The sequence below is a fragment of the Nakamurella sp. A5-74 genome (genome assembly GCF_040438885.1).
Lineage (GTDB): Bacteria > Actinomycetota > Actinomycetes > Mycobacteriales > Nakamurellaceae > Nakamurella.
In genome coordinates, this window is sequence record NZ_CP159218.1 from 4380155 (window position 1) to 4404028 (window position 23874).

Annotated in this window: 20 protein-coding genes and 1 riboswitch; of the genes, 8 read left to right on the forward strand and 12 right to left on the reverse strand. The window is 69.3% G+C overall.

The features are described 5' to 3' along the window. Nucleotides 1-36: 36 nt before the first annotated feature. From ABLG96_RS20115 to ABLG96_RS20130, 4 genes are read right to left on the reverse strand one after another with little or no spacing between them, the layout of a single operon-like run. Nucleotides 37-1068, reverse strand: coding sequence for an ABC transporter permease (locus tag ABLG96_RS20115; protein ID WP_353649085.1), 1032 nt, complete (start codon nucleotides 1066-1068; stop codon nucleotides 37-39). Then, the gene (locus ABLG96_RS20120) at nucleotides 1065-2636 is read right to left on the reverse strand and encodes a sugar ABC transporter ATP-binding protein (RefSeq protein ID WP_353649086.1); all 1572 of its coding nucleotides are present in this window, start codon (nucleotides 2634-2636) and stop codon (nucleotides 1065-1067) included. The genes ABLG96_RS20115 and ABLG96_RS20120 overlap by 4 nt, the downstream gene beginning before the upstream one ends. 10 nt (nucleotides 2637-2646) lie before the next feature. After that, the gene (locus ABLG96_RS20125; protein ID WP_353649087.1) at nucleotides 2647-3678 is read right to left on the reverse strand and encodes a sugar ABC transporter substrate-binding protein; all 1032 of its coding nucleotides are present in this window, start codon (nucleotides 3676-3678) and stop codon (nucleotides 2647-2649) included. A 1-nt stretch (nucleotide 3679) separates the two neighbouring features. Continuing rightward, a complete protein-coding gene (locus ABLG96_RS20130; RefSeq protein ID WP_353649088.1) occupies nucleotides 3680-4603 on the reverse strand; it encodes an MBL fold metallo-hydrolase in 924 nt (307 codons plus the stop codon). Nucleotides 4604-4804: 201 nt separating this feature from the next. Here ABLG96_RS20130 and ABLG96_RS20135 point away from each other — a divergent pair, with 201 nt between their 5' ends. The 4 genes from ABLG96_RS20135 to ABLG96_RS20150 all read left to right on the forward strand — a co-directional run bounded on the left by ABLG96_RS20135 (nucleotide 4805) and on the right by ABLG96_RS20150 (nucleotide 8538). Continuing rightward, nucleotides 4805-5995, forward strand: coding sequence for a Fic family protein (locus tag ABLG96_RS20135; RefSeq protein WP_353649089.1), 1191 nt, complete (start codon nucleotides 4805-4807; stop codon nucleotides 5993-5995). A gap of 84 nt (nucleotides 5996-6079) precedes the next feature. Beyond that, on the forward strand, nucleotides 6080-6802 hold the full coding sequence (locus tag ABLG96_RS20140) for a lysophospholipid acyltransferase family protein (RefSeq protein ID WP_353649090.1): 723 nt from the start codon (nucleotides 6080-6082) through the stop codon (nucleotides 6800-6802). A gap of 39 nt (nucleotides 6803-6841) precedes the next feature. Then, complete coding sequence (locus ABLG96_RS20145) at nucleotides 6842-7930, forward strand: S-(hydroxymethyl)mycothiol dehydrogenase (protein WP_353649091.1); 1089 nt, start codon at nucleotides 6842-6844, stop codon at nucleotides 7928-7930. Further along, entirely contained in the window at nucleotides 7927-8538 is a 612-nt protein-coding gene (locus ABLG96_RS20150) for an MBL fold metallo-hydrolase (protein ID WP_353651603.1), read from the forward strand. The genes ABLG96_RS20145 and ABLG96_RS20150 overlap by 4 nt, the downstream gene beginning before the upstream one ends. A gap of 18 nt (nucleotides 8539-8556) precedes the next feature. Here ABLG96_RS20150 and ABLG96_RS20155 read toward each other — a convergent pair whose 3' ends face one another. From ABLG96_RS20155 to ABLG96_RS20175, 5 genes are all read right to left on the reverse strand, one after another. Then, nucleotides 8557-10089: a peptidoglycan-binding domain-containing protein gene (locus ABLG96_RS20155; protein ID WP_353649092.1), complete on the reverse strand. Its 1533-nt coding sequence runs from the start codon at nucleotides 10087-10089 to the stop codon at nucleotides 8557-8559. Between the two features lie 125 nt (nucleotides 10090-10214). Next, the gene (locus tag ABLG96_RS20160; RefSeq protein ID WP_353649093.1) at nucleotides 10215-10847 is read right to left on the reverse strand and encodes a carbon monoxide dehydrogenase subunit G; all 633 of its coding nucleotides are present in this window, start codon (nucleotides 10845-10847) and stop codon (nucleotides 10215-10217) included. Between the two features lie 190 nt (nucleotides 10848-11037). Beyond that, complete coding sequence (gene cutA / locus ABLG96_RS20165; protein WP_353649094.1) at nucleotides 11038-13446, reverse strand: aerobic carbon-monoxide dehydrogenase large subunit; 2409 nt, start codon at nucleotides 13444-13446, stop codon at nucleotides 11038-11040. Next, a complete protein-coding gene (locus tag ABLG96_RS20170; protein ID WP_353649095.1) occupies nucleotides 13446-14000 on the reverse strand; it encodes a (2Fe-2S)-binding protein in 555 nt (184 codons plus the stop codon). The genes cutA and ABLG96_RS20170 overlap by 1 nt, the downstream gene beginning before the upstream one ends. After that, nucleotides 14000-14881, reverse strand: a complete 882-nt coding sequence (locus ABLG96_RS20175) for an FAD binding domain-containing protein (RefSeq protein WP_353649096.1) — start codon at nucleotides 14879-14881, stop codon at nucleotides 14000-14002. Before ABLG96_RS20175 ends, ABLG96_RS20170 begins: the two co-directional genes overlap by 1 nt. 216 nt (nucleotides 14882-15097) lie before the next feature. On the opposite strand from ABLG96_RS20175, the gene ABLG96_RS20180 reads away from it, so the two are divergent. Both ABLG96_RS20180 and ABLG96_RS20185 read left to right on the forward strand, forming a co-directional pair. Beyond that, nucleotides 15098-15688 carry a hypothetical protein gene (locus ABLG96_RS20180; RefSeq protein ID WP_353649097.1) on the forward strand — a complete coding sequence of 197 codons (591 nt, stop codon included), beginning with the start codon at nucleotides 15098-15100 and terminating at the stop codon, nucleotides 15686-15688. A gap of 323 nt (nucleotides 15689-16011) precedes the next feature. Continuing rightward, complete coding sequence (locus ABLG96_RS20185) at nucleotides 16012-17340, forward strand: reverse transcriptase family protein (protein ID WP_353649098.1); 1329 nt, start codon at nucleotides 16012-16014, stop codon at nucleotides 17338-17340. A gap of 90 nt (nucleotides 17341-17430) precedes the next feature. On the opposite strand, the gene ABLG96_RS20190 is transcribed toward ABLG96_RS20185, so the two are convergent. From ABLG96_RS20190 to ABLG96_RS20200, 3 genes are all read right to left on the reverse strand, one after another. Beyond that, nucleotides 17431-18909, reverse strand: a complete 1479-nt coding sequence (locus ABLG96_RS20190; protein WP_353649099.1) for a solute carrier family 23 protein — start codon at nucleotides 18907-18909, stop codon at nucleotides 17431-17433. Nucleotides 18910-19123: 214 nt separating this feature from the next. After that, a complete protein-coding gene (locus tag ABLG96_RS20195) occupies nucleotides 19124-19969 on the reverse strand; it encodes a TIGR03620 family F420-dependent LLM class oxidoreductase (protein ID WP_353649100.1) in 846 nt (281 codons plus the stop codon). Between the two features lie 34 nt (nucleotides 19970-20003). Further along, complete coding sequence (locus ABLG96_RS20200) at nucleotides 20004-20528, reverse strand: hypothetical protein (protein ID WP_353649101.1); 525 nt, start codon at nucleotides 20526-20528, stop codon at nucleotides 20004-20006. A gap of 82 nt (nucleotides 20529-20610) precedes the next feature. After that, nucleotides 20611-20720: riboswitch (SAM riboswitch) on the forward strand. Between the two features lie 36 nt (nucleotides 20721-20756). Between ABLG96_RS20200 and ABLG96_RS20205 the strand changes: the two genes are divergently transcribed. Beyond that, nucleotides 20757-22157 carry a PLP-dependent transferase gene (locus tag ABLG96_RS20205; RefSeq protein ID WP_353649102.1) on the forward strand — a complete coding sequence of 467 codons (1401 nt, stop codon included), beginning with the start codon at nucleotides 20757-20759 and terminating at the stop codon, nucleotides 22155-22157. Beyond that, entirely contained in the window at nucleotides 22154-23473 is a 1320-nt protein-coding gene (locus ABLG96_RS20210) for an LLM class flavin-dependent oxidoreductase (RefSeq protein ID WP_353649103.1), read from the forward strand. The genes ABLG96_RS20205 and ABLG96_RS20210 overlap by 4 nt, the downstream gene beginning before the upstream one ends. The last annotated feature ends 401 nt before the right edge of the window (nucleotides 23474-23874 follow it).

Below are 23874 nucleotides of genomic sequence, written 5' to 3' on the forward strand. Positions count from 1 at the left end.
GGCATCGGTGCGGGCGTGTTCAGGGTCGGGACACCGCTAGGGTCTTGCGTACCTGCGCGCGATCGTCGACAGGGCGACCGCCACGACCAGGATCCCGCCCTTGAAGACGTACTGCCAGAAGGTCGGTGTTCCCAGCAGCGCCAGGCCGTTGAAACCGACGTTCACCACCAGCACTCCGATCAGGGTGCCGACGATGTGGAACTCGCCGTCCCGCAAGGTGGCCGAACCGAGGAAGACGGCGGCGAAGGAGTCCATCAGGTAGCTGTCGGCGGCACTCACCGTGCCGCTGCCGAGCAGCGACGCGAGCAGGATCCCGGTGAAGGCTGCGCAGACGCCGGCAATGACGAAGGCCGAGATCTTCGAGCGGTCGGTGCGGATCCCGGCGAGCCTGGCGGCGCTGCGGTTCGCACCGACTGCCTGGATGCGTTGTCCGGAAGCCGTGCGGTTCAGGATGATCCACAGTACGGCTACCACCAACAGCATGAACCAGATCGGGTTCGCCAGACCCAGCAGCTTGCCAAGGGCCAGGTAGGTGAACTCCCGGGGGACCGCGACGATGGGCGAGCCTGCGGTGTAGCCGAAGGCCAGGCCGGTCAGGATGGTGCCGACACCCAGGGTGGCCACCACCGCGTTGACCCTGGCCTTCGTCACCAGCAGGCCGTTCACGGCGCCGACCCCGGCACCCGTCGCCAGGGTGACCAGCACGGCCACCGCGATGGGCAGACCCTGGTTCGCGATCAGCCCGGTGACCAGGACGCCGGCCAGGCTGGCGGCGTACCCGACACTCAGGTCGAACTCGCCGACCACCAGCACCATCGTGAGGCCGCACGCGATGATGGCGGTGAGCGCCGACTGGTTGACGATGCTGATGAGGTTGCCGCCGGTGAGGAAGGCACCGTTGTCGACGGTGATGCTGAAGACGACGATCATGATCGCCATCGCGATCAACGTGCCGTACTTCGACACGATGAGCAGCGGTGTCACCCGGCCGTGCCGGCGGCGGGCACCCGGCTCGGGCGCGGGATCCGATGCGCCGGAACCGGTCTCGCTCTTGATCAGGCTCGTCATGCTGACTGCTCCTCGGATCGATGGTCGTCATCCTGCGCGAAGCTGAGCGCGAGGATGCTGTCGACGGTGATGGCGGGTCCGGCCAGTTCGCCGGTGATGCGGCCCTCTGCCAGCACCACGACCCGGTCGCACAGGCCCACCAGTTCCTCGTTGTCGGAGGAGATGGCCAGCACGGCGGTGCCGGTGGTGGCGAGCTCCCGGATCACCCGGTGGACCTCGGACCGGGCGCCCACGTCGACACCGCGGGACGGCTCGTCCAGGATGAGCAGCTTCGGTCGGTCCAGCAGCCAGCGGGCGATCGCGACCTTCTGCTGGTTGCCGCCGGAGAGCGAGCCCACCGGGTCACCGACGTCGCCGGCCTTCACGGTCACCCGGGTAGCGACCTCACGCGCCCGCCGCCGCCCTTCGCGCATCCGCAGCCAGGGCCAGCCGGAGGAGGTGCGCAATGATCCGAACCGGGCGACGTTGATGTTGAAGTCGATCGACCGTTCCAGGAACAGGCCCTCGCTGCGACGCTCCTCGGGGACCAGACCGATGCCCGCCGCGACCGCGTCCGCCGGCTCGCCGAAGTGGACGGGATCGCCGTCCAGCAGCACGTGACCGGTGCTGCGTCGGGCCTCGCCGTAGATGATCTTCGCCAGCTCGGTCCGGCCGGCGCCGACCAGTCCGGCCAGCCCGACCACCTCACCGGCGTGCACGGTCAGCGAGACGTCGCGCACTCGGCGACCGTCACCGACGTCCCGGACCTCCAGCACCGGGCGACCGTGCGGTGCCGGTTCGTGGCCGTGCTCGGCGATCTCGAGATCACGCCCGACGATGGCCCTGACCAGCTCTGCCTTCGAGGTGCGGGTGGCGATGGTCCTGGCCGTCACCGCCCCGTCCTTGAACACCGTGATGTCCTCGCACAGGTCGCTGACCTCGTCGAGCCGGTGGGACACGAAGATGACGGCGGTGCCACCGGCCGCGAGGTCGCGGATGATCCGATGCAGCCGCTCGGCCTCGGTGGCCGACAACGACGCCGTCGGTTCGTCCATCGCGATCAGTCGGGCGTCACGCAACAGCGCACGCCCGATGAGCACCAGCCACTGGTCGGCCACGCTGAGGTCGTCGACGTTCGTGGCCAGGGAGAACTGCATCCCCAGCCGGCCGGCCACCTCACGCGCCCTGGCCCTGGCGGGGCGCCAGTCGATGAGGCCGGCGACCGTCGGCGGCCGCTGCCCGAGCATCATGTTGCGCAGCACGTTCCAGCCGGGGATGAGGCTCATCTCCTGGTGGATGAACGCCAGCCCCAGTGCGGTCGCCTGATCGGGCGTGGAGATGGTGACCGGAGCCCCGTCGATGACGATCTCGCCCGAGTCGGGTGGCTGGATCCCGGCCAGGCACTTGACGAGGGTGGACTTGCCGGCGCCGTTGGCCCCGATCAGCCCGTGCACCAGACCCGGACGGATGTCCAGCGTCACCTCCCGCAGGGCGTGCACCCCGCCGAAACTCTTGCTCAGCGCCCGGATCGACACCAGGGGTGGGACGCTCTCGTCGACGCTCATGGGGCCCGACTGTGGTGCTGTCATGGTCCGACCGTCAGCTCAGGGCTTCGGGATGCTCGGCGACGAAGGCCTTCACGGTGTCCTTGGTGACGAGGATGCCGGGCACGTCGATCGTCTGCGGGGTCATGTCACCGGTGCTGATCGCCTTCTGCACGGTGCTGAACATGGTGCCCCCCTCGGCCTTGCCGTCCTCGTAGACCGTCGCGGTCAGCGACCCGTCCTGCACGGCCTTGATGGCCGTGGCAGATCCGTTGATGCCGTAGGTGAGGACGTCCGTCCGGCCCTGCTGCTTGAGGGCGGAGATGGCGCCGAGCGTCGGATCCTCCCAGCATCCCCACACCGCCAGCGGCTCACCGCCGGCAGGGTGCCCGGACAACCAGGCCGTGGCGTACCGGGCCCCGTCCTGGAGGAACCCGGGGATGTTGACCTCGTTCTTGGTCACGGTGACGCCCGCCGCCTTCTCCTTCATCATGGTGTCGAAGAGCCCTTCCCGGTCACGACAGACCTGGCCGGTCCGGTACGTCAGCGCGAGCACGGATCCCTTGCCGCCCATCGCATCGATCATGGCCTGGGTGGCCGGCTCGGCGAACGGGGCGCCGTTGCCGGTGGTGACCACCACGCCCGTTCCGGTACCGCCGCCCCAGGTGGCGACCGGGATGTTCGCCGCCTTGGCCGCGTTCAGCCCACTGCCCAGCGAGGTGGTCGGGAACACCAGGTCGAAGATCATCCCGGCCTTCTTGTTGACGAAGTTCCTGATGGCTGTGTTGGCCTGGTCCGCGTTGCCGGCGGCATCGACCACCTCGACGGTCCAGCCGGCGGCCTTCGCGGCCTCGGTGGCACCGGCGATCACCCGGGCGTTGTTCGCGTCGGTGGCACTGATGGTGACGATGCCGACGACCTTGCTCCCCGGTTCACCACCTGCGGATCCGGCCGGGGCAGCTCCCGCGGATCCCGCAGGTGCCGGCGCGGTACTGCCGGTGGCACCGCCGTCCGGGACGCTGCAGGCCGTGAACGAGACCAGGGCGGCCAGGGCCGCGGTGACGAGAAGTGTTGTGTTCCTGCGCATGTCAGTGCTCCTTGTGGGCGACGGTGCCCGAGGCGGTGCGGGCGGGGGATTTCGCGGTGGTGCGGGCGGGCTCGTCGATCCTGGACTGCTCACCCGGGGCCAGGACCAGCTCGGCGACGTGCAGCTCGTCGTCGTACCTGCGGGACGGATGACGGCGGAAGGTGTCGTACTCGTGCACGATGACGAGGCGGTTCGTATCGCCTGCGGTGCGGGTCATCTCGTCGATGATCTGCAGTCCACGCCAGCCACTGCCGCCACCGAAGCCGATGTTCACCGGTACTCCGGACCCGTTGATGCCCTCGGCGTTCTCGTAGGAGTAGAGCGCGTCGCCGGTGACCACCCAGTTGTCACCGCCGGACTCCACCACCACGTACTGACCGCCCATGGTGTGGGTGTCCAGTGCAGTCCGGATGTGCAGTCCGGGGAACAGGTTCTCGACGGGTCCGTCGAGCAACTGGAGCCGCCCGGAGGCGGCCAGCTCCTCCAGCATGGTGACGTCCTCGGGATCGAGGGCGCCGATGATGGACGCGTACAGGTGGGCGTTGTCGAGCGCCCAGCGGGAGGATTCCAGCTCCACGCGTTGCAGCAGGAAGGTGGCGTTGGGGAACCAGCGGGCCGCGCCGGCGTGGTCGTAGTGGGCGTGGGTGAGGATGACCGTGTCGATCTCCTCCGGGGTCACCCCGAGCTTGGCCAGCACGACATCGGGGGCCTGGAAGTCGACGATCGCGTTGGCGTCGTTGTAGGCCTGGTTCGATCCCCGGTTGTCGTGGCCGACATCGACGAGGATCTTGTGCCCGTTGCCCTCGATGTAGGCGTAGGAGTACGCGAACATCCGGGTGGTGCCGTCCCAGACGCCGTAGAAGATGCATCCGACGGGATGCTCCTTGCAGTGCGAGTACTCCAGCATCCAGATGGAATAGGACATCGGTGGCCTCCTTCGATACTCGTCGGTGAGCTGTCCGGCCGAAGGTAGGAGCAGCGAGAAATCGATGTCAACGGCGTCGAGCCGCAGTTCTGCTCTTACCGATGGCAACGGCGGGCCCGCGGTCGGAAAGCCAAGCATCCGAAGTCACAAAGGCCCTTATTATCGGATGACGACATATCCGGAGAGGTGGACCGCACGTCGATGACGACGCCCGACGACGCCTGGCGACCGGTGTCCTACGAGGAGCGTCACTGGGAACCGGCCAGTGACGTCCGGGACTCCGCGAGCGCCCACGTCACGGCATCGGGTCCGTACCGGGCGTCCGTCCCTCCCCTGATCAGCGCTGCCGAGGTGCGGCTGGACCCGCTCGTCGCTGCCCTGGCCACCGAGGCGACGGCGGAGCTCATCCGGTTCGACACCGAACACGGTCGGGCGGACGCCTCGATCCGGCCGCTGTTGCTGCGGATGGAGTGCACCGCCAGTTCGGCGATCGAGCGGGTCACCGCATCGGCCCGCTCGGTGATGCTCGCCGAGATCGACGAGACCCAGGAGCCGCACGCCCGCCAGATCGTCAGCCACGTCCGGGCCGACGAGCTCGCGCTGGCCGCAGCCGGCAGCTTCGACGAGGACCTGATCGTGCAGGTGCAACGCACGCTGATGGCCACGTCGCGCCCGGACCGCCGCGGTCGGTGGCGCGACCAGCAGGTGTGGCTCGGCGGCGGCTCGATGGGACCCCAGCGGGCGCCCTTCGTACCACCGCACCAGTCCCGGGTGGCGGAACTGATGGCCGATCTGGTCGCCTTCGTGCAGCGTGCGGACCTGCCGGCGCTGGCCCAGATCGCCATCGCCCACGCGCAGTACGAGACGGTGCACCCGTTCCTGGAGGTCAACGGCCGCACCGGCCGCGCACTCATGCAGGCGATGCTGCGTCGGGCCGACGTGACCAGGACGCTGACCGCACCGATGTCGGCCGGGCTCCTGCTCGACACTGCGGCCTATTTCGACGCCCTGCGGCACTACCGGGCGGGCCGCATCTCCCCGATCGTTGAGGTGTTCGCCGGCGCCGCCCAGACCGCCGTCGCCTCGAGCCGGGTGCTGATCGACGACCTGGCCGACATCCATCGCCGATGGGAGTCACGGGTGACGGCCAGGCAGGGATCAGCAGCGCGCCGGTTGGTACCGCTGTTGGAACGTCAGCCGGTGATCAACTCTCGGTTCGCCGTCCAGCATCTCCGCGTGACCGCACCCAACGCCCAGTTGGCGATCGACCGGTTGGTCACTGACGGGGTGCTGGCCCAGATCGGTAGCACCCGCCGCAACCGGACCTGGGCGGCGGTCGAAGTCCTGGACGCTCTGGACGCATTCAGTGAACGGTCCCGCCGGGAGCGCTGACCTTCGTTCCGCCGGTCACCGGGACCGGCGAACCCCGCGTGCGGTGTCACCGATACTGGTGGCACCACCGAACCGAGGAGACCGATGTCCGAGACCGCGTCCGTGGAGCCACGCACGGGGCTGGGCCGCGTCTGGCACCGGTTCAAGGTCTGGCTCGGGTTCGGGGTGTTCTGGTTGGCCTCGGTGCTGCCGCACCGGGTGCACTTCAGCCGCTCGGCGTCGATCCCCCGCTCCGGGCCGGCACTTCTGGTGCCCAACCACCTCGCCGTCACCGAGACGACCGCGATCGCCCGGATGGTGATCGGGCACCGCCGGTTCCCGCACTTCCTGATCGTGGGCCACCTTTTCAAGGTGCCGCTGCTCGGTCATCTCGGCCGCGCGATGAAGCAGATCCCCGTCGACCGGGGATCGACGAACGCGGCGGCGGCCCTGGAGGCCGCGGCCGCCGAGCTGCGCCGCGGTCACCTGGTGGTGATCTACCCGGAGGGTCGGATCTCCCGCGCAGCCGACCAGCGACCGGGTCCGGCCCGCAGTGGCGCGGCCAGGCTGGCACTCACCATGCCCGAAATTCCCGTCATCCCGATCGGCCAGTGGGGTGCGAAGCCCGGTTGGCGCAACGTGGTTCGTCGCCGCCGCGTCGACATCCTCGTCGGGGAGCCGGTGGACCTGTCGCGGTGGGCAGGACGGAGCGACCACCAGGCGTCGGTCGAAGCGACGGCCGCGGTCATGAGCGCCATCACCGCACTGGTGGAGCAGGTGCGCGGGAAGCCGTTCGCCCCCGACACGGACGTCACGCCCGCTCATTAGGCTGGTCGGCGAGCAGCCCCCCGACGAAGGAGTCAGTCCATGCCCCGTACCAGCACCGCGGTGATCGCCCGGACCAAGGGCGCGCCCGTCGAGGTCGTGACGATCAACGTCCCGGATGCCGGGCCCGGGGAGGCCGTGGTGAAGGTGCAGGCCTGCGGGGTCTGCCACACCGATCTGCACTACCGCGAGGGTGGTATCGGCGACGACTACCCGTATCTGCTGGGCCACGAGGCCGCGGGCATCGTCGAGGAGGTCGGCGAGGGTGTCACCGAGGTCGCTCCCGGCGACTACGTGATCCTCAACTGGCGTGCGGTCTGCGGCGAATGCCGGGCCTGTCGCAGAGGCAAGCCCTGGTACTGCTTCGACACCCACAACGCCCAGCAGAAGATGACCCTGCAGGACGGCACCGAACTGTCTCCTGCGCTGGGCATCGGCGCCTTCAGCGACTACACGCTGGTCGCCGCCGGCCAGTGCACGAAGGTCGACCCGGCTGCGAAGCCCGAGGTCGCCGGCCTGCTCGGCTGCGGCGTGATGGCCGGACTCGGTGCCGCCATCAACACCGCCGGGGTGGGACGCGGCGACTCGATCGCCGTGATCGGCTGCGGCGGCGTCGGTGCTGCCGCCATCGCCGGCGCCGCTCTGGCGGGAGCCTCGAAGATCATCGCCGTCGACATCGACCCGCGGAAGCTCGAGACCGCGAAATCGCTGGGGGCGACGCACACCGTCAACAGCAAGGACACCGATCCGGTCGAGGCCATCCAGGCGCTCACCGACGGCAACGGCGCGGACGTGGTGATCGACGCCGTCGGTCGGCCGGAGACCTGGAAGCAGGCGTTCTACGCCCGAGATCTGGCCGGAACCGTGGTGCTGGTGGGTGTTCCGACGCCCGACATGAAGGTGCCTGAGATCCCGCTGCTCGACATCTTCGGCCGCGGCGGTTCGCTCAAGTCGTCCTGGTACGGCGACTGCCTGCCGTCCCGCGACTTCCCGATGCTGATCGACCTGTACCTGCAGGGCAGGTTGCCGCTGGAGGCGTTCGTCACCGAGACCGTCGGCATCAACGACGTCGAGGCCGCATTCGACAAGATGCACCACGGCGACGTGCTGCGCAGTGTCGTGATGCTCTGATGGCACGCATCGACCACACCGTCACCTCCGGCACGTTCTCGCTGGATGGTCAGACCTTCGATGTCGACAACAACGTCTGGGTGGTGGGCGACGACGCGGAGTGCATCGTGATCGACGCCCCGCACTCGGTGCAGGACATCCTCGCCGTGGTCGGAGATCGGAAGGTCACCGCGATCGTCTGCACCCACGCCCACGACGACCATGTGCGGGTCGCCCCCGCTCTGGCGGAGGTGACCGGCGCCCCGATCCTGCTGCACGCGGCCGATTCCCCGGTCTGGGAGCTCACGCACCCGGACGTCACCCCGAACGGTGCGCTCACGGACGGTCAGCAGCTCGAGGTGGGCGGGACGACGCTGACCGTCCTGCACACCCCTGGTCACGCTCCCGGCGCGGTGTGTCTGTACGCGCCGGAGCTCGGGGTCCTGTTCAGCGGCGACACCCTCTTCCAGGGCGGGCCCGGCGCCACCGGCCGGTCGTTCTCGGACGAGGACCAGATCAAGGAGTCGATCCGCCGGGTGCTGTTCGCCCTGCCGGACGACACCGTGGTGCACACCGGGCACGGCGACTCGACCACCATCGGCACGGAGGCCGAGGCACTCGGTCGCTGATCCGGCGGACAGTTCGCTCTAGCAGCCGGCCTTCTCGAGGCTCCGCCAGGTCCGCTCGTCGACGGAACCCGTCTGCGGCAACCGGTTCTCCTGCTGGAAGCGTTCCACCGCAGCCTGGGTACCGGCGTTGTACACACCCCACTGATCGGCCCCGAGCTCGCCGACGGAGATGTTCAACCTGCCGGCCAGGAAGCGCTGCAGCTCGCCCGTCCAGCCGCGCTGATCGGTCCCGCCGGCCAGCCGCGGGAGGCTACCCGGACCGACGCCACACACGCAGCTGACGAACTCCCCCGAGGTGGACGGGTTGGCGCCCTTGATGAACGAGTCGGCCGGTCCACCGATCCGCGCGCCGCACCCGTCGTACTTGCCCGCATAGGTGCCGGCGTACAGCACAAAGGTGTTGCGCTGGTTGGCGAAGATCCGACACGAGGTGCGTGAGTCGGCGGCCTTCGCATCACTCGGCACCATCCCCTGTGCGCGGAGCGCCGCAACCCTGGCACGGAACGCCTCGGGAGTCAGTTCGGACGCGAGCTGGACGAGGTACCCGCTCGAGCAGGCGATGTCCTGGCGCGGGGCTCCCAACGAGTTGTCGACCGCCGGCGTCGTGGGCTTCGGCTTCGTGGTGGGGGTGGGCTTCGTCGTTGTCGGTCTGGTCTTGGTCGGTGTGGTTGTCGGTCCGGTCGTGGTCGGTGTGGTGGCGGCCGGCTTCGTCGGGGTGGGCTTGGGCGTCGCGGGCGCCGCCGTCGGCCGGGACGGACCCGACGTCGGGGCTGGTCCAGCGCCACTGGCGGTCACGGTCCGGGTGACCACCCTGGTGGACGCCGCACCGGGGGTCGTCGAAGCAGCAGGGGACGGCTTCGTGGTCGACGGGCTCCGGCCCGTTGGCGGGGCGTCGGTGGCCGTCGTGGCTGCGGTGATGCTGGGCGTCGACACAGTCGGCGCCGTCGTGACCGACGGCCCGGGAGCAGGTGCAGGGGAGCCGCTCCACTGCGGCGCGATGAAGATCGCCGTCATCACGACAGCGACGGTGGCCGCGACGACACCCAGCACTCCCCACAGGGAGCGCCGCCGCCGGCCGCCGTCGGCATCGGGTGCCGGCGGAACGGGCGCAACGCCGACGTACTGCGGACGCCCGGGTTGTCCGGAGACGTGGGGACCGGGTGTTCCGTACGGTCCTGGAACCGGACCGGCACCCCAGCCCTGCCCCGATGCGGCGGGGCGAACAGCGGACGGCGGAAGCGCCCGGGTCGGCGGAGTCGGTGGGGTCGGCACCGTGCCGTGGGCGTTGGCCCGCAGGTTCTCGACGATGCGGTCAGGATCCTCGTCTGACCGGGGAACGCCGCCGAAGATGTTCGGCAGGGTGATCTCGTTGTCTGAGAAGCGGTCGGGGGGGCCGTGCTGGCCCGGCATCCCGTCGGGTCGATCGTCGGCCACGTCATCCTCCACCCGGCGATCCGGTGCCACCCGCGGATGCGGTGCGCCTGGTCGCCTGTTGGTCTTCGGTGGCCGTCCCGATCCGGCCCTGCTGTCGTTGATCTGCGGTTGCGTCACCCCGAAAGGGTGAGTTGCAACGGCCCACGCTAGCCGATCGAGGAACGTCGACCGCATTCCGTGACGGCCGTAGCCATGATCACCGCAGGTCGCGGGCCTTCCTGAAGCCATCCGTCGGAGGCGGTTCAGGGCCGGCGGGACCCGATCCTGGCGCCCACCAGGACGCCGATCAGCACGCTGATCGCCCCGAACGCAGCGGCCATCAACGGGTTGACCGCCGCGGCCGCAGGGACCGGGCGTCCGGTCACCGCGGGCGGGGTGGTGCCGGTCTCAACAGCTCCGGACGGGGCAGCGATCGCCGGCTTGCCCGGCTCCTTCCGGCCGGTGAGCACGTCGTCGATGGCGGCGAAGAACAGGCCGGCCGTCTTCTTCGCGACCGACGCCAGGACACGTTGTCCGACGCCGCCGACCATTCCACCGACGATGGCGTCGGCGTCGTAGTCGAGCTTCGTGGTGCCGTCGCCGACGTCGGTGAGCCGCACCGCAACGGTGGTGTCGATGGTGCCGGGAGCTCCGGCGCCGGTGGCGCGCATCGTCAGAGACACCGACTCGACCTTGTCGTACAGCTTCACCTCACCCGAGTAGCTGCCCTTGATGGCGGCCACCCCGAGGCTCACCGTCATCCCGAAGTGGCCGTCACCGATCTCGGAGAACACGTCGCAGCCGGGGATGACGCCGGCCAGCACGGCCGGATCGTTGACCGCCGCCCACACCTGGGCGGGCGGGGCGTGCAGGACGGACGAACCGCTGACCTTCATGAGTTCTCCTGTATGTGAAGCCCCGGTGATCGAACAAGCGAGGAACGAGCGCGGCGACCGCCCGACACGAATCCACCGCTGCCTACATGAGTCCACCGCTCCCGCATGAATCCGCCACTGTCGCCGCGCCCACCGGACCACCGAACCCACGGTGATCGAGCGAGCGAGGAACGAGCGCGTCGAGATCCCGTCATGATTCGACCGCTGTCGCAGCCGCGGCGGCCCGAAGGCCGTGCAGCAGTGAGGGATTGAGCGGCATGGCCGAGATCCGCATACCAAGGGCGTTCTCGACGGCGGAGGCGATCACCGCGGCGACCGGGATGACGCCGGCCTCCCCGGCCCCCTTGATCCCCAACGGGTTCAGCGGGGACGGCGTCTGCTGGTGACCGAGTTCGAGTTGCGGGATCTCGGTCACGTAGGGCATCAGGAAGTCCATGAACGAAGCGTTCTGCAGCTGGCCGTGCTCGTCGTACGCCATGATCTCGTACAGCGCGCCGCCGATGCCCTGGGCAACGCCACCGTGCACCTGACCCTCGACGATCATCGGGTTGATCAGGTTGCCGCAGTCGTGCACCACGCAGTACTTCTCGATCCTGATCTCGCTGGTCTCGTCGTCGATCTCGACGATCGCGGCATGCATACCGGAGGCGAAGGTCGACCGCGGCGGGGAGTAGTAGTCCTTGCCCTCCAGACCCGGTTCGCGGCCCGCGGGGACCGGCGGCACCGACGGATCGGTCGGTCGAGCGAACTGGGTCGCGGCCTTCGCGGCCTCGTCGAAGGCGTACCGCAGCGGGTTCGACAGCACCGCGACCTGCCCGAGCGGGATCGACACGCTCGGGTTGCCCTTCATCGACACGACCCCGTCCTCGATCTGGAGGTCGTCCGCACTGCACTCCAAGGTGTCTGCCGCAACCTCCAGTGCCTTGGCACGGGTCTTGCGGGCGGCGAGCGCCACAGCGGACCCGGACATCACGGCAGCCCGCGAGGCGAACGTGCCGACGGCGTGGCCGAAACGGCGAGTGTCGCCGGTGACCACCCTGATCTTCTCGAACGGCACCCCCAGCTCGTCAGCGACGATCTGGGCGAACACCGTCTGATGCCCCTGCCCCTGACTGGTGAGCCCGATCGCCACATCGACCGTGCCGTCCGTCTGCACCTGGATGTGCGCGCCCTCGTACGGCCCCGGTCCGGTTCCTTCTACGTAGCAACCGATTCCGATGCCCAACCGCCGGCCGTCGACTGCCGCCGCTGCCTGCAGGGCGTCGAAGGAGTCCCAACCGATCATCTCCTTGAGCATCGTCAGCTGGTCCGGATAGTTGCCCGAGTCGTAGATCAGCGGGCGCCCGTCCTGGAAGATCAGCCCGTGGTCGTAGGGGAACTCGTCCGGCTGGATGAAGTTCGCCGAACGCACTGCGGTGCGGTCCATCCCCAGCGTCTCGGCGATCCGGTCCATCGTCCGTTCCATCACGAACACACCCTGCGGCCGGCCGGCGCCGCGGTACGGGGTGACGATCACCGTGTTGGTGTAGACGGAGGAGAACTCGACCCGGTAGGCGCCAGGTTTGTACGGCCCGAGCAACTGGGTGGACGTGACGATCGGGCAGATGATGCCGTACGGGGTGAACGCGCCGTTGTCGTGCCAGAAGGTGACGTCGAGTCCCAGAACCCTTCCGGCGTCATCGAATCCGACCCGGACCTCGTGTTGCTGAGCGCGCTCGTGCGAGGAGGAGATGAAGTGCTCGCGGCGATCCTCCGTCCACTTGACGGGCCGCTGCAGCTGCCGGGCAGCGAACGGCACCATGATCTCCTCGGGCCACGGATGCATGATCTTGACCCCGAAACCGCCACCCACGTCGGGTGCGATCACCTCGACCTTGCCCAGCTGCATGCCCAACTTCGCGGCGATCGCCGCCCGCACACTGGTCGAGGTCTGGGTGGAGGAATACACCCGCAGCGATTGGTCGTCGACGTCGTACCGCGCCCGAACAGCTTTGCCCTCCAACGGCATCGAGCACGAACGCTCGATCTCGAGCGTGTACTCCAACACGTGCGGGGCGGCCGCGATGGCAGCTCGGGCATCACCCGATTCCTGCACGAGGTGGGCGGACACATTGTCCGGGACATCCGGATGCACCAAGTGGTGCGCTGCGCGCGCGGCAGTCAGCCCGATCACCGGCGGTAGGAATTCGTAGCTGACCCCGATCGCCGCGACCGCATCCTCGGTGATGTACCGATCGGTGGCGACCACCATCACGATCGCCTCACCCACGTGCCGGACGACGTCCTTGGCGAGGGGGTGGTTGGTCCGCGGCGCGTGCAGCGCGGGGTGCGGGATGAGCACCGGAAGAGGCTCTGCCGCAGCACCTTCCAGGTCTTCGTAGGTGTAGATGGCGATGACGCCGTCGATCTCGATCGCGTCGCTGACGTCGATATCCACGATCCGGGCGTGCGCGTGCGGTGAGCGCAGGAACGCCGCCTCGAGGGTCAGCAGCCCCTCCGCCGAACCGGCCCCGATGTCGTCGGTGTACCGACCGCGGCCGGTGACCAACCGCAGGTCCTCGGTCCGCTTGACCGGCGCGCCGAAGTAGCGGGTGGCCATCAGTGCTCCACCCCCGCAGCACCGTGTCCGGCCGGGCCACCGGGCGTGTCGTCCCCCGCGGCGTACCGGGCCGCGGTCAGCACTGCCTCGACGATGTTCTGATATCCGGTGCAGCGGCACAGGTTTCCCGCGATCATGTCGACGGCCTCGTCGCGGGTGGGCGTCGGGTTCTCGGCGATGCCGGCGGTGATCGTGGTGAGGAAGCCCGGCGTGCAGAATCCGCACTGCAGAGCGTGACAGTCCCGGAACGCCCGCTGCACCGGGCCCAGCTCCGTAACCGTGTCCGGCTGGCCGAGACCCTCGACGGTCGTGACGTCGTGACCCTGCGCGCTGACCGCCAACACCAGGCAGGAGCGCACGGGGTCGCCGTCGATCAGCACGGTGCACGCGCCGCAGACGCCGTGCTCACAGCCGACGTGCGTACCGGTCAGACCCAGGTCGTGGCGGACGAAATCGGACAGCGTCCGCCGGGGCTCGGCGTCGGCGGTGCGCGCCACACCGTTGACCGTGACCGTCACCGGCAGACGTCGACCGGCCGGTCTGCTCTCCGTCATCAACCGGCCCGCAGCTCGGGGACGCTCCGGGCTTTCGCGATGGCGGTGCGGGCGACCCGCGCCGTCAGCACCCCGGCGAGCGAGCGGCGGTACTCGGCAGTGGCGTGGATGTCCGACGACGGGTCGACCCCGACGCGCGCGAGCTCGACGGCGGCGCGCTCCGAGTCGTTCCAGGCATCGGTCAACTCCAGCACCAGCGGCACCTCCGACACCGACAGGTAGCCGCAGCGCAGGCTCAGGAGTGCACCGCCGGCGTCCACCCTGGCGATCGCAGCCACTCCACACAGGGCATAGTCGCCGTGCCTGCGGGCGATCTCGGCGAACGCAGTGCCGCTCGTCGTCCCTGGCTCCCTGACGGTGCCGGGGAAGTGCGCCGAGACCACCAGCTCGTCCGGAGCCAGGGTCGACTCGAGCGGTCCGACAAAGAAGTCCGCGGCGGCGATGGTGCGTGCCCCCCGGGTCGACTGAGCCGTGATGCTCCCGCCGAGGAGCGCCAGCACGCTCGTCATCTCACCCGAAGGGTCGGCATGGGCCAGCGAACCGACGGTGGTCCCGCGGTTCCGAATGGTGGCGTGGGCGACGCAGCTGAGGGCTTGCGGAATCAGCGGTTGCGCATTGCCTGCCGCAGGATGCCGAAGCAGCCCGGTGTGCCGGACCAGCGCGCCGATGGTGACGCCGGAGGCGTCGACGGTGATCGTGTCGAGCCCCTCGACGGCGTTGATGTCGACCAGGTGGGCCGGGGCGGCCAGTCGCATGGCGAGCACCGGCAGCAGCGACTGCCCGCCGGCCAGCACCTTGCCCTCGCTGCCGACCTCGCCGAGCACCGCGATCGCCTCGTCGACGGACCGGGGCCCGTGCCAGGTGAACGGGGGCGGCTTCATCTCCCCGATCCTGCCCCACGAGCCCCTCTGCTGTACGGCACGAACTGCCACGGAATGGGCGATTCTTCGGTCACAGCTGACGTCCGGATCACCATCAGCGCGGCCCGTGGCCGATGGGGTGAGCGCCGGAGGAGAAGGTGACCGTCGCTGGGCGCTCCCGCAGGGCGTCCACTTCACGACACACTGCTGGGATGGACCAGGACGAGGATCGCATCGATGCCTGACCCCCGCATCCGCTGGGTGGGCCCGACGCACGTCGAGATCGACGTCGGGTGGCACGGCGACATCGTGATCGACGAGCACGGCATCAGGCAGCGCGGACGCCACGTCCGATGGGCGGAGCTGCACTCGATCCATCCGGCCGCCGTCCGCGGCCAGGTGACCCTGATCGTGCGCACCGACCGGCGCCGGGGAAGCAGAGAGCTCGCGCTCGGTCGCGGTGGGCCGGATCCCCACGAGGTGCGGGCGGCGCTCCTCGCCGTCGCCGATGCCGCCGGCATCGAGTTCCCCGAGGAGCACTGGCTGGAACGGACGCTCGACCTGGCCGGAGGCCTCCGCACCGACACCACGGGCGCGGATGCCGTGCGCACCGCGGCCCGGGGCACGGTCTGGTACCTCGACCGTGAACCCGAGATCAGCGACACGGCCTTCGCGCTCAGCGCCCGGGTGGAGGTCGACCCGGAGGTACCCGCCGCCGAGCGGGCCGACTGGGCGATGGCCCGTGGTGGCGAAAGCGTGGCCGGCCTCACCGCCCTCGGACAACTCGGACCGATTCGGTGGCGAAGGACGCAGACGATCCGGGACTGATCCGCCGTGACGGTGTTCGCACGAGTCGAGGATCTTCGGTCACAGATCATGCCCACGCGGTTCGCGGGGCATCGTTCCGCGGTCATCCCGCCGTGGCATGGTGGGTCGATGCGGCGGTGCGGACGAGAACGTCGGCCGGAGACGGCCCGACCGCTCCGGGGTACCCCCGGGGTGCGCACAGTGCAGTTGGCACCACCGAGCAGGCACCCCATCTGCGCTCCGCGCAGGACGGTGCCCGCCCAGCAGGGATCGGTCGCCCAGCACCGCCGCATGCCATTCCCGTCCAGCCGGAGGACACCGCAGCCGGACCTCGCGGCGGCCCCATGACCTCGAACAATGCTCAGCGGCTCGCGACCACGCTGGCGGACGCCGCACTGGCCGGTGACTGGGACGCTGACCACCTGCGACTGAGCCTGTTCCGCGTGGTGGGGCGACGTCGGGCCTGGCTCAGGGACCTGGCCGCGGAACTACTCGAGGCCCATCCACGGCCCCCCGCGGACCGCCCCCGCGAGCTGGCCATGTTCATCCTGGCCAGCGCCGCATTCGAGCGCGCCCGAGTGGCGCCACGACCGCTCCCCGTTCCGAAACTCGTGCTGCCGGCGCCCACCTCGACCGTCCATCGGCCGTTCCGCACCCCCCGCATCGACGATGCGGGCGCACTGGCCGACCTGCTGGGCATCACCATCGCGGAACTCGACGCCCACGCCGACACCCGTCTCCGCGCGCGCCGGGCCCGATCGGCCGGGATCGCCCACTACCGCTACGAGTGGGTCAAGCGGTCGGCGGGTGCGCGGCTGCTCGAGGTGCCGAAACCACGGATGAGGACCTGCCACCGACAGATCCTCGACGAGGTACTCGCCCCCATCCCGGTGCATCCCGCCTGCCACGGATTCGTCCTGGGGCGGTCGGCGATCACCGGCGCTCGCGAGCACGTGGGCGCCCAGTTGGTGGTGACCTTGGATCTGGAGCACTTCTTCGCTTCGGTGACCGCAGCCCGGGTCTGGGGGGTGCTGCGTGCCGCCGGCTACCCGGAACCGGTGGCCCACCTGTTGACCGGACTCACCACCCACGCCACCCCGGTGGCCGTTCTCACGACCATGCCTGCCGGGCGGGACCCGTCGCGCGACTTCCGTCTTCGTCGCCGACTGGCCGCGCCCCACCTGCCGCAGGGTGCCTCGACCTCCCCTCAATTGGCCAATCTGGTCCTGTTCCCGCTCGACCGCCGGCTCGCTGCACTCGCCGAGTCCGCCGGGGCCACCTACACCCGCTACGCCGACGATCTGACGTTCTCCGGAACCCGACATGCACTGCGCGGCAATGCCTCTGGCCTGATCGCCGCCGTCGGCCGGATCGTGCGTGAGGAGGCGTTCCGGGTGCACCCCGACAAGACCCGCGTTCGACACGCACATGAACGGCAGAGCGTCACCGGGATCGTGGTCAACCAGCGCACCAACGTCGCCCGCAGTGAGTACGACCAGGTGAAAGCGGTGCTGCACGAGGCACGGCAGCGCGGTCCCGGCGCGGCGAACAGGACCGGACAGCCAGACTTCCGCGCCCACCTGCTGGGCCGGATCTCCTGGATCGCCTCCACCAACTCGGACCGCGGAGCGCGCCTCCGCGCGAGCTTCGAAGCCGTCGACTGGTCTGTCTGACGGCCCGACACAATCCGCCGCACCATCGTGCGCGTGCCGCAGAGTCGGTCCGCCCGATCAACGGTTGCGAACCCACCCCATGGACGGGCGTCAGCCCTCCTTGCCGCGAGCCTCCTTCACCGGTCGCCCGGAATCGTCCACGACGTCGCCGGTGGAGATCGCTGCTCCGCCGACGTAGCTCTTGCCGCCACCGAGGGGTTCCTTGAGCTCCTGCGGCGCGAGCCAGCGGGCGAGGTGGTAGCCGACGATCGTCACGATGGTGCCGAGCGCGATACCACTGAGGGCGAACTGCGAGCCGAAACCCATCGTGACGTTGCCGATGCCGCAGATGATCCCGGCGGCGATCGGGACCAGGTTGACCGGATTGCCGAAGTCGACCCGGTTCTCCTTCCAGATCTTGGCGCCCAACAGGCCGATCATCCCGTAGAGCACCACGGTGATCCCGCCGAGCACACCACCCGGGGTCGCGTTGACGATGGCACCGAACTTCGGTACCAGCCCCAACAGGATCGCCACGATCGCCGCCACGTAGTAGGCCGCCGTCGAGTAGACCCGGGTCGCCGCCATCACGCCGATGTTCTCGGCGTAGGTGGTGGTCGGCGACCCGCCGAAGGCGGAGGCGATCGTGGTGCCGAGGCCGTCGCCGAAGAGCGCGCGACCCATGTACGGGTCCAGGTCCTCGCCGGTCATCTCGGCGACCGCGCGGACGTGGCCGGTGTTCTCCGCGATGAGCGCGATGACGCCGGGCAGCGCGAGCAGGATGAAGTTCACCCCGAACGTCGGCGCGTGCATGGTCGGCAGTCCGAACCAGTCGGCCGCACCGACACCGCTCAGGTCGACCCGGTCGTGGGCGAAAGGTGTTGCCACGCAGTAGGGACCGGCGGCCGCACACTTCTCACCCGCCTGGTTCAACAGGCCCTGGCCCGGCAGCACAGAGGTGATCTGGCCGAAGACGCCATCGAAGAGCCACGACAGCAGATACCCGAAGATGAGCGCCAGGAAGATCGCGATCCGCGACCAGAAGCCGCGGAACGCGACCGCCGCGATGATCGTGAAGAGCGCCGTCAGCAGGGCGACCGTCATGTCCTGGGGCCAATAGGTGTTGGCCACCACCGGCGCCAGGTTGAAGCCGATCAGCAGCACGACAGCACCCGAAACCACCGGCGGCAGCAGGTTTCTGATCACCCGGGCTCCGACGAAGTGCACGATCAGGCCGACGATCGCCAGCACGACACCGGCCACCAGGATGGCTCCGGTGACGCTTCCGTTGTCGCCGCCGGCGGCCCGGATCGCGACCACGGCACCGACGAAGGAGGCTGAGGTGCCCAGATAGCTGGGGATCTTGTTCTGCACCACCAACAAGAAGATGATCGTGCAGACGCCGGAGAACATGATGGCCAGGTTCGCGTTCAGGCCCATGATCAACGGGAACACGAAGGTCGCCCCGAACATCGCCACGATGTGCTGGGCACCGATGCCGATCGTCTTCGGCCAACTCAGGCGTTCGTCCGGCTTGACCACCGATCCGGGCGGGGCATCACTGGGAACCACTTTCCAACCGAATGCCATGACGGATCCTCCTGGTCGAGGCGATGCACGGACCACTGAGCGGCCACGCCGGTGCTGGTGCTGTGGCAACCGGCGACCGCCGGTGGGTTGCGCGAACGCTAGCGCTGCACTGAACCGGACGGGCGGGTGGAATCTGCCAGATTCGGCTGTCCGGCGTTGTGGAGTCCACGCATCGGCCGCGCGTGCAGTCGCACTCCGGCGCGAGCCGAACGGATCAGGCCTGCAGCACCGGCGCCAGCACGAGCGAGTCGCGGTGCGCTGCCTCCCCCACCGGCGAGAGATCGACCTGGTCCGCACCAGCGTCCAGGTACTCCTGCACACGACGCGCGATCGCACCCGTGTCGCCGTGGGCGGTGATCCCGTCGATCACCCTGTCGGACCGACCGTCGAGCTCCTCCGCGGTAAATCCACAGCGCAGCAGGTTCTGTCGATACCCGTTGACCTGCAACAGGAAATCCAGCATCGGGCGGAGTGCAGCCCGCCCCGACTCAGCGGTGCCGGTCAGTGCAACCGGCAGTGAGACCACGAGTGCCACTGCCTCGCCGAGCGCGGCCCGAGTGGTCCGCACCCAGTCGGCCGTGACGAGCAGCGGCACAGCTCCGAGTGCTCGCTCGGCAGCGAGTCGCAGCTTGACCGGGCCCAGCGCAGCCAGGATGCGGCGATCAGCAGGAACTCCCGCACGGTCCAGCGAATCCAGGAACGCGCCGAGCTTCGCCAGCGCCCGCGACTGTTGCGGTCCACCGAGACCCACGAGGAATCGACCGGGATGGTGCTGCTCGGCGAGCCGGTACACCCGGATCACCTCGTCGGGACCGAAGACGTCCAGCGGAATGATCCCCGTCGCGATCACCGCTCGCTCGGTCGCCTGCAGGAGCTCCAGCACGAGATCGAGGGAGTGCAGACTCCCGCCGGCGATCCACAGCGCGCCGTAGCCGGCGGTCGCCAACTGCTGTGCCCGCTCGCCGTGCCGACCGTCTGTCCCGATGTCGACCGTGACCCCGTGCGCACCCCCGATGTGCTGGGCGACGATGCGGGCAGGACGGGGTCCGGAGGCAGTCATACCCGGGACGTTAGAAGCTCAAGGCGACTTCAGGTCAAGCAGTGTCCGCGCCCGTACCGGGGCCCAGTTCGGCCTGCCGGAGCGCGAGGAGTTCGGTGACCATCTCGTCGAGCGACTCGCGCCGCACGTCGAGCTGGCCGAAGGCCGGCGCGGCCAGCACCGGTCGGTCCTCCGACGCCGCATAGGCCGCGACGTCCTGCAGGCTGTCGGCCACCAGATAGCCGTCGGCACCGGCATCGACGGCCCGCCCCACCGGGCCGGGCAGCTGGACTCCCCAGGACGGATCGGTGATCTCGGCGACGACCACCCGGGCCTGGGGGAACTGCTGCTTGAGGGCGCCGATGGTCTGCGGGCTGACGACGGGTGCGATCACCAGATCCGCCGAGCGCGGCGCAGCGCGGATGTCCAACACCAGGAATGAGGGGCCCATCCGCTGCGCGAGCTGTTCTCGGGCGTCCTTCGAGAGCGGAGCGGCGACGGCGACGACCTTCAGCTCGGCCGCCGGCTCACTGTGCACCTCCGGGACGGCGTGATCTGCCCGACCCCCACGTTCAGCCATGCCCCCATGGTGGCACGGCTCTCCTCGCTCGCCCGAGATGTCCGGTTGACAGCGGCTGCGTGTCGGCCATACCTTCCTCGCAGGTCATGAGTTCCGACGCGCAGCCCTGGCTGGTCGGACGGCAACCCTCACGGATGTGGCGGGGTGCCCCAGGTGAGGACCCGGCACGAGCCCCTCGTGCAAGCACACCCGTCCGCTGCGATGCGGCTCGTCAGGAAGACCGTTGACATGACTGCACCCACCCCCGACGCCGCGTCCGGGTTCGACACCCGGCAGATCCATGCGGGCGCCTCTCCCGATCGCAGCCACGGCTCCCGGATCCCGCCGATCCACCTCACCGCCGGGTACGTGTTCGACAGTCACCAGCAGGCGCACGAGCGGTTCACCGGTGACGACACCGGCTACAGCTACTCCCGGCTGGGCAACCCGACCGTCGGCGTCGTCGAGCAGCGACTGGCAGACCTCGAGGGCGGGACCGACGCGATCCTGCTCGCCTCGGGTGCTGCGGCGACGAACGTGGCCCTGCTCGCGCTACTGGGTGCGGGCGATCACTTCTTGTCCTCCAGGGCGCTGTACCAAGGCACGGCCAACCTGTTCACAGAGAACTTCGCCCGATTCGGGATCGAGGTCGAGTTCGTCGACCATCCGTCCGATCCCGACGACTGGGCGCGTCGGATCAGACCGACCACTCGCCTGTTGTTCGCGGAGCCCATTCCCAACCCCACCAATGATCTGATCGACCTGGAGCTGGTGGCGGGCGTCGCACACCACCACGGTCTGCCGTTCGTCGTCGACAACACCCTGGCCACGCCGTATCTGCTGCGCCCGCTCGAGTGGGGGGCCGACGTGGTGATCCACTCCGCCTCGAAGTTCCTCACCGGTCAGGGCGCGGCATTGTCCGGCGTGGTCGTCAGCGGCGAGAGCTTCGACTGGGCCGCAGTTCCTGCACTGTTCCCACACCTCAACTCACCGTCTGCAGCGTTGCACGGCAAGAGCTTCACGCAGGTGCACGGCCGACGGGCGTTCTCCGCGTATGCCCGTGACGTCGTCTCCGCCAGGACCGGCGCGACGGTCTCGCCGTTCAACGCGTTCCTGCTCCGGCAGGGCCTGGAGACGTTGTCGCTGCGGATGCGGCAGCACTCCCGCAACGCGCTCGCCGTGGCGCAGTGGCTCGACGACCGCTCCGAGGTGCTGTCGGTGGACCATCCGGGGTTGGCCTCGAACGCTTTCCACGCTCTCGCCCGGAAGTACTTGCCGGCCGGCCAGGGGTCGGTGTTCACCTTCACCGTGGCCGGCGGCGAGGCTGGTGCTGCCGCCATCATCGGTGCGCTGCAGGTTTTCTCGCACATGACTCACATCGGCGACGTCCGCTCGCTGGTGCTGCACCCGTCGTCCACCACGCACTGGCTGCTCGACGACGCCGAGCGCACCCGACTCGGCATCCACGCCGGCACCATCCGCGTCTCCGTCGGGACCGAGGATGCCCGAGATCTGTTGGACGATCTGCAGCAGGCGTTCGACTCCGTCGCGCTGACTGAGCTCGGAATCGTTCAGTGGCAGAGCTTTCCAACCACGGATGCCGCGTCCTCGGTGGCGTCCGCGCAGTTCGCCGAGGTCAGCGCCCCGTGACGCGGCTGCAGCACTTCGGCTGGTTCTTCAGCCGCGGATTCGGACCGCAGGCCTGGGGCCGGGACGACTACCGCTGGAACTACCGGTGGGAGCGCCCGGACATCTACCAGCAGTCGGTCCGGACACTCGAGCAGGCCGGGATGGACCTGGTGATCATCGAGGACGCACCGTCGATCGGTCATCCGGGGACACTCGACCTGCGGGTCCGCGCGGCGTACGGCGGTCCGAAGCACGACCCGTTGTTGTTGGCGCCCTATCTGTTGGCGGCCACCAGCCACATCGGAGTCGTGCCCACTGTCAACGCCGGCACCGTCCACCCCTACCCGGCGGCGCGGCAGTTCGCGACGTTGGCCCATCTGGCTGCCGGCCGGTTCGGGATCAACGTCGTCACCGATGTCGGCAGCGCCCACCACTACGGGCTCGAGCGCCTCACCCACGACGGTGCCTACGACCGGGCCGACGAGTGGATGCAGGTGATCAGGGAGCTGTGGCACAGCTGGGACGACGGCGCGTTGATCGCCGACGTCGAGACCGGCCGGTTCGCCGACGGCGCGAAGATCCGGGCCCCCCGGTTCGACGGAGAGTACTTCCGCGCCGAGGGACCGCTCAACGCGCTGCCCTTCGGCGAGCTCGGCGACCCGGTGATCGTCTCTCCTGGCGGATCCCCGCGGGGCCTGCAGTTCGCCGGGAAGCAGTCGGACGTCCAGCTGGCCCTGGCGCCGATGGACGTCTCCGCCGTCAGGGGGTACCGGGAGAAGGTCCTGCAGGCAGCCACCGAAGCCGGCCGCAGCGCCGCCGACATCCGGATCCTGTTCGTCATCAAACCGGAGATCGTCGCCGACAGCGAGACCGTCGACCGGGTGGTGGCAGCATCCCGCGAGCCGTCCGAAGCCGACCTGATCCGGGTACTGGAAGGTCATTCCAGCGATCTGGAGACCAATCTGATCGATGTCGGGCTGGACACCGTCGTCGATCCCGGCTTCTTCGCCGAGCACGTCTCCCGTGGCAGCATCCGCGCCCTGCTGGGCGACGGCACAGCCGGCTGGCCGACGTTGCGGGAGGCCGGAACCCGTTTGGCGCGCAAGGGGAAGATCGCAGACCGGGAGGGTCTGGTCGGTACGGCCGACCAGGTGGCGGACTTCATCGAGGAGTTCGGCAAGGTCGCCGACAACGACGGCTTCATCTTCTCCGGCGACCTGCACCCGACGACGCTGTACCGCATGCTCGGCGACCTGGTGCCGATCTTGCGCCGAAGAGGCTTACTGCGCAACGAGTTCGGCGCCGGCGGCTTCCGTGCCAACCTGCTCGACTTCTGACCGGCGGCGACGATCTGACAGGGTCTCGACGCGCTCGTTCCTCGCTTGCTCCCTGTCCTGAGCGACGAAGGAGTCGAAGGGGACCAGCGTGACCTTCGGTGATCGAGCGACGCAGGAGTCGAGATCCCGTTGTGTCACAACCGGCGGGCCGATCTGACGGGGTCTCGACGCGCTCGTTCCTCGCTTGCTCGACCAGCGGAGCAGACGCTCGCTCGACCAGCGCGGCTCTCGCTGATCGAGCGACGAAGGAGTCGAAGGGGACCAGCGGAGCCGACGCAGCCCGCCGGTGATCGAGCGAGGAACGAGTCGAGATCCCGTTGTGTCACAACCGGCGGGCCGATCTGACGGGGTCTCGACGCGCTCGTTCCTCGCTTGCTCCCTGTCCTGAGCGACGAAGGAGT

Excerpts from the sequence above, each read along its gene's own strand:
- ABLG96_RS20205 (WP_353649102.1), top strand. The coding sequence starts at position 20,757 with ATGACTGCACCCACCCCCGACGCCGCGTCCGGGTTCGACACCCGGCAG.
- ABLG96_RS20170 (WP_353649095.1), bottom strand. The coding sequence starts at position 14,000 with ATGACGGAGAGCAGACCGGCCGGTCGACGTCTGCCGGTGACGGTCACG.
- ABLG96_RS20125 (WP_353649087.1), bottom strand. The coding sequence starts at position 3,678 with ATGCGCAGGAACACAACACTTCTCGTCACCGCGGCCCTGGCCGCCCTG.
- ABLG96_RS20200 (WP_353649101.1), bottom strand. The coding sequence starts at position 20,528 with ATGGCTGAACGTGGGGGTCGGGCAGATCACGCCGTCCCGGAGGTGCAC.
- ABLG96_RS20135 (WP_353649089.1), top strand. The coding sequence starts at position 4,805 with ATGACGACGCCCGACGACGCCTGGCGACCGGTGTCCTACGAGGAGCGT.
- ABLG96_RS20120 (WP_353649086.1), bottom strand. The coding sequence starts at position 2,636 with ATGACAGCACCACAGTCGGGCCCCATGAGCGTCGACGAGAGCGTCCCA.
- ABLG96_RS20115 (WP_353649085.1), bottom strand. The coding sequence starts at position 1,068 with ATGACGAGCCTGATCAAGAGCGAGACCGGTTCCGGCGCATCGGATCCC.
- cutA (WP_353649094.1), bottom strand. The coding sequence starts at position 13,446 with ATGGCCACCCGCTACTTCGGCGCGCCGGTCAAGCGGACCGAGGACCTG.
- ABLG96_RS20140 (WP_353649090.1), top strand. The coding sequence starts at position 6,080 with ATGTCCGAGACCGCGTCCGTGGAGCCACGCACGGGGCTGGGCCGCGTC.
- ABLG96_RS20130 (WP_353649088.1), bottom strand. The coding sequence starts at position 4,603 with ATGTCCTATTCCATCTGGATGCTGGAGTACTCGCACTGCAAGGAGCAT.
- ABLG96_RS20145 (WP_353649091.1), top strand. The coding sequence starts at position 6,842 with ATGCCCCGTACCAGCACCGCGGTGATCGCCCGGACCAAGGGCGCGCCC.
- ABLG96_RS20180 (WP_353649097.1), top strand. The coding sequence starts at position 15,098 with ATGCCTGACCCCCGCATCCGCTGGGTGGGCCCGACGCACGTCGAGATC.
- ABLG96_RS20195 (WP_353649100.1), bottom strand. The coding sequence starts at position 19,969 with ATGACTGCCTCCGGACCCCGTCCTGCCCGCATCGTCGCCCAGCACATC.
- ABLG96_RS20185 (WP_353649098.1), top strand. The coding sequence starts at position 16,012 with ATGACCTCGAACAATGCTCAGCGGCTCGCGACCACGCTGGCGGACGCC.
- ABLG96_RS20175 (WP_353649096.1), bottom strand. The coding sequence starts at position 14,881 with ATGAAGCCGCCCCCGTTCACCTGGCACGGGCCCCGGTCCGTCGACGAG.
- ABLG96_RS20190 (WP_353649099.1), bottom strand. The coding sequence starts at position 18,909 with ATGGCATTCGGTTGGAAAGTGGTTCCCAGTGATGCCCCGCCCGGATCG.
- ABLG96_RS20160 (WP_353649093.1), bottom strand. The coding sequence starts at position 10,847 with ATGAAGGTCAGCGGTTCGTCCGTCCTGCACGCCCCGCCCGCCCAGGTG.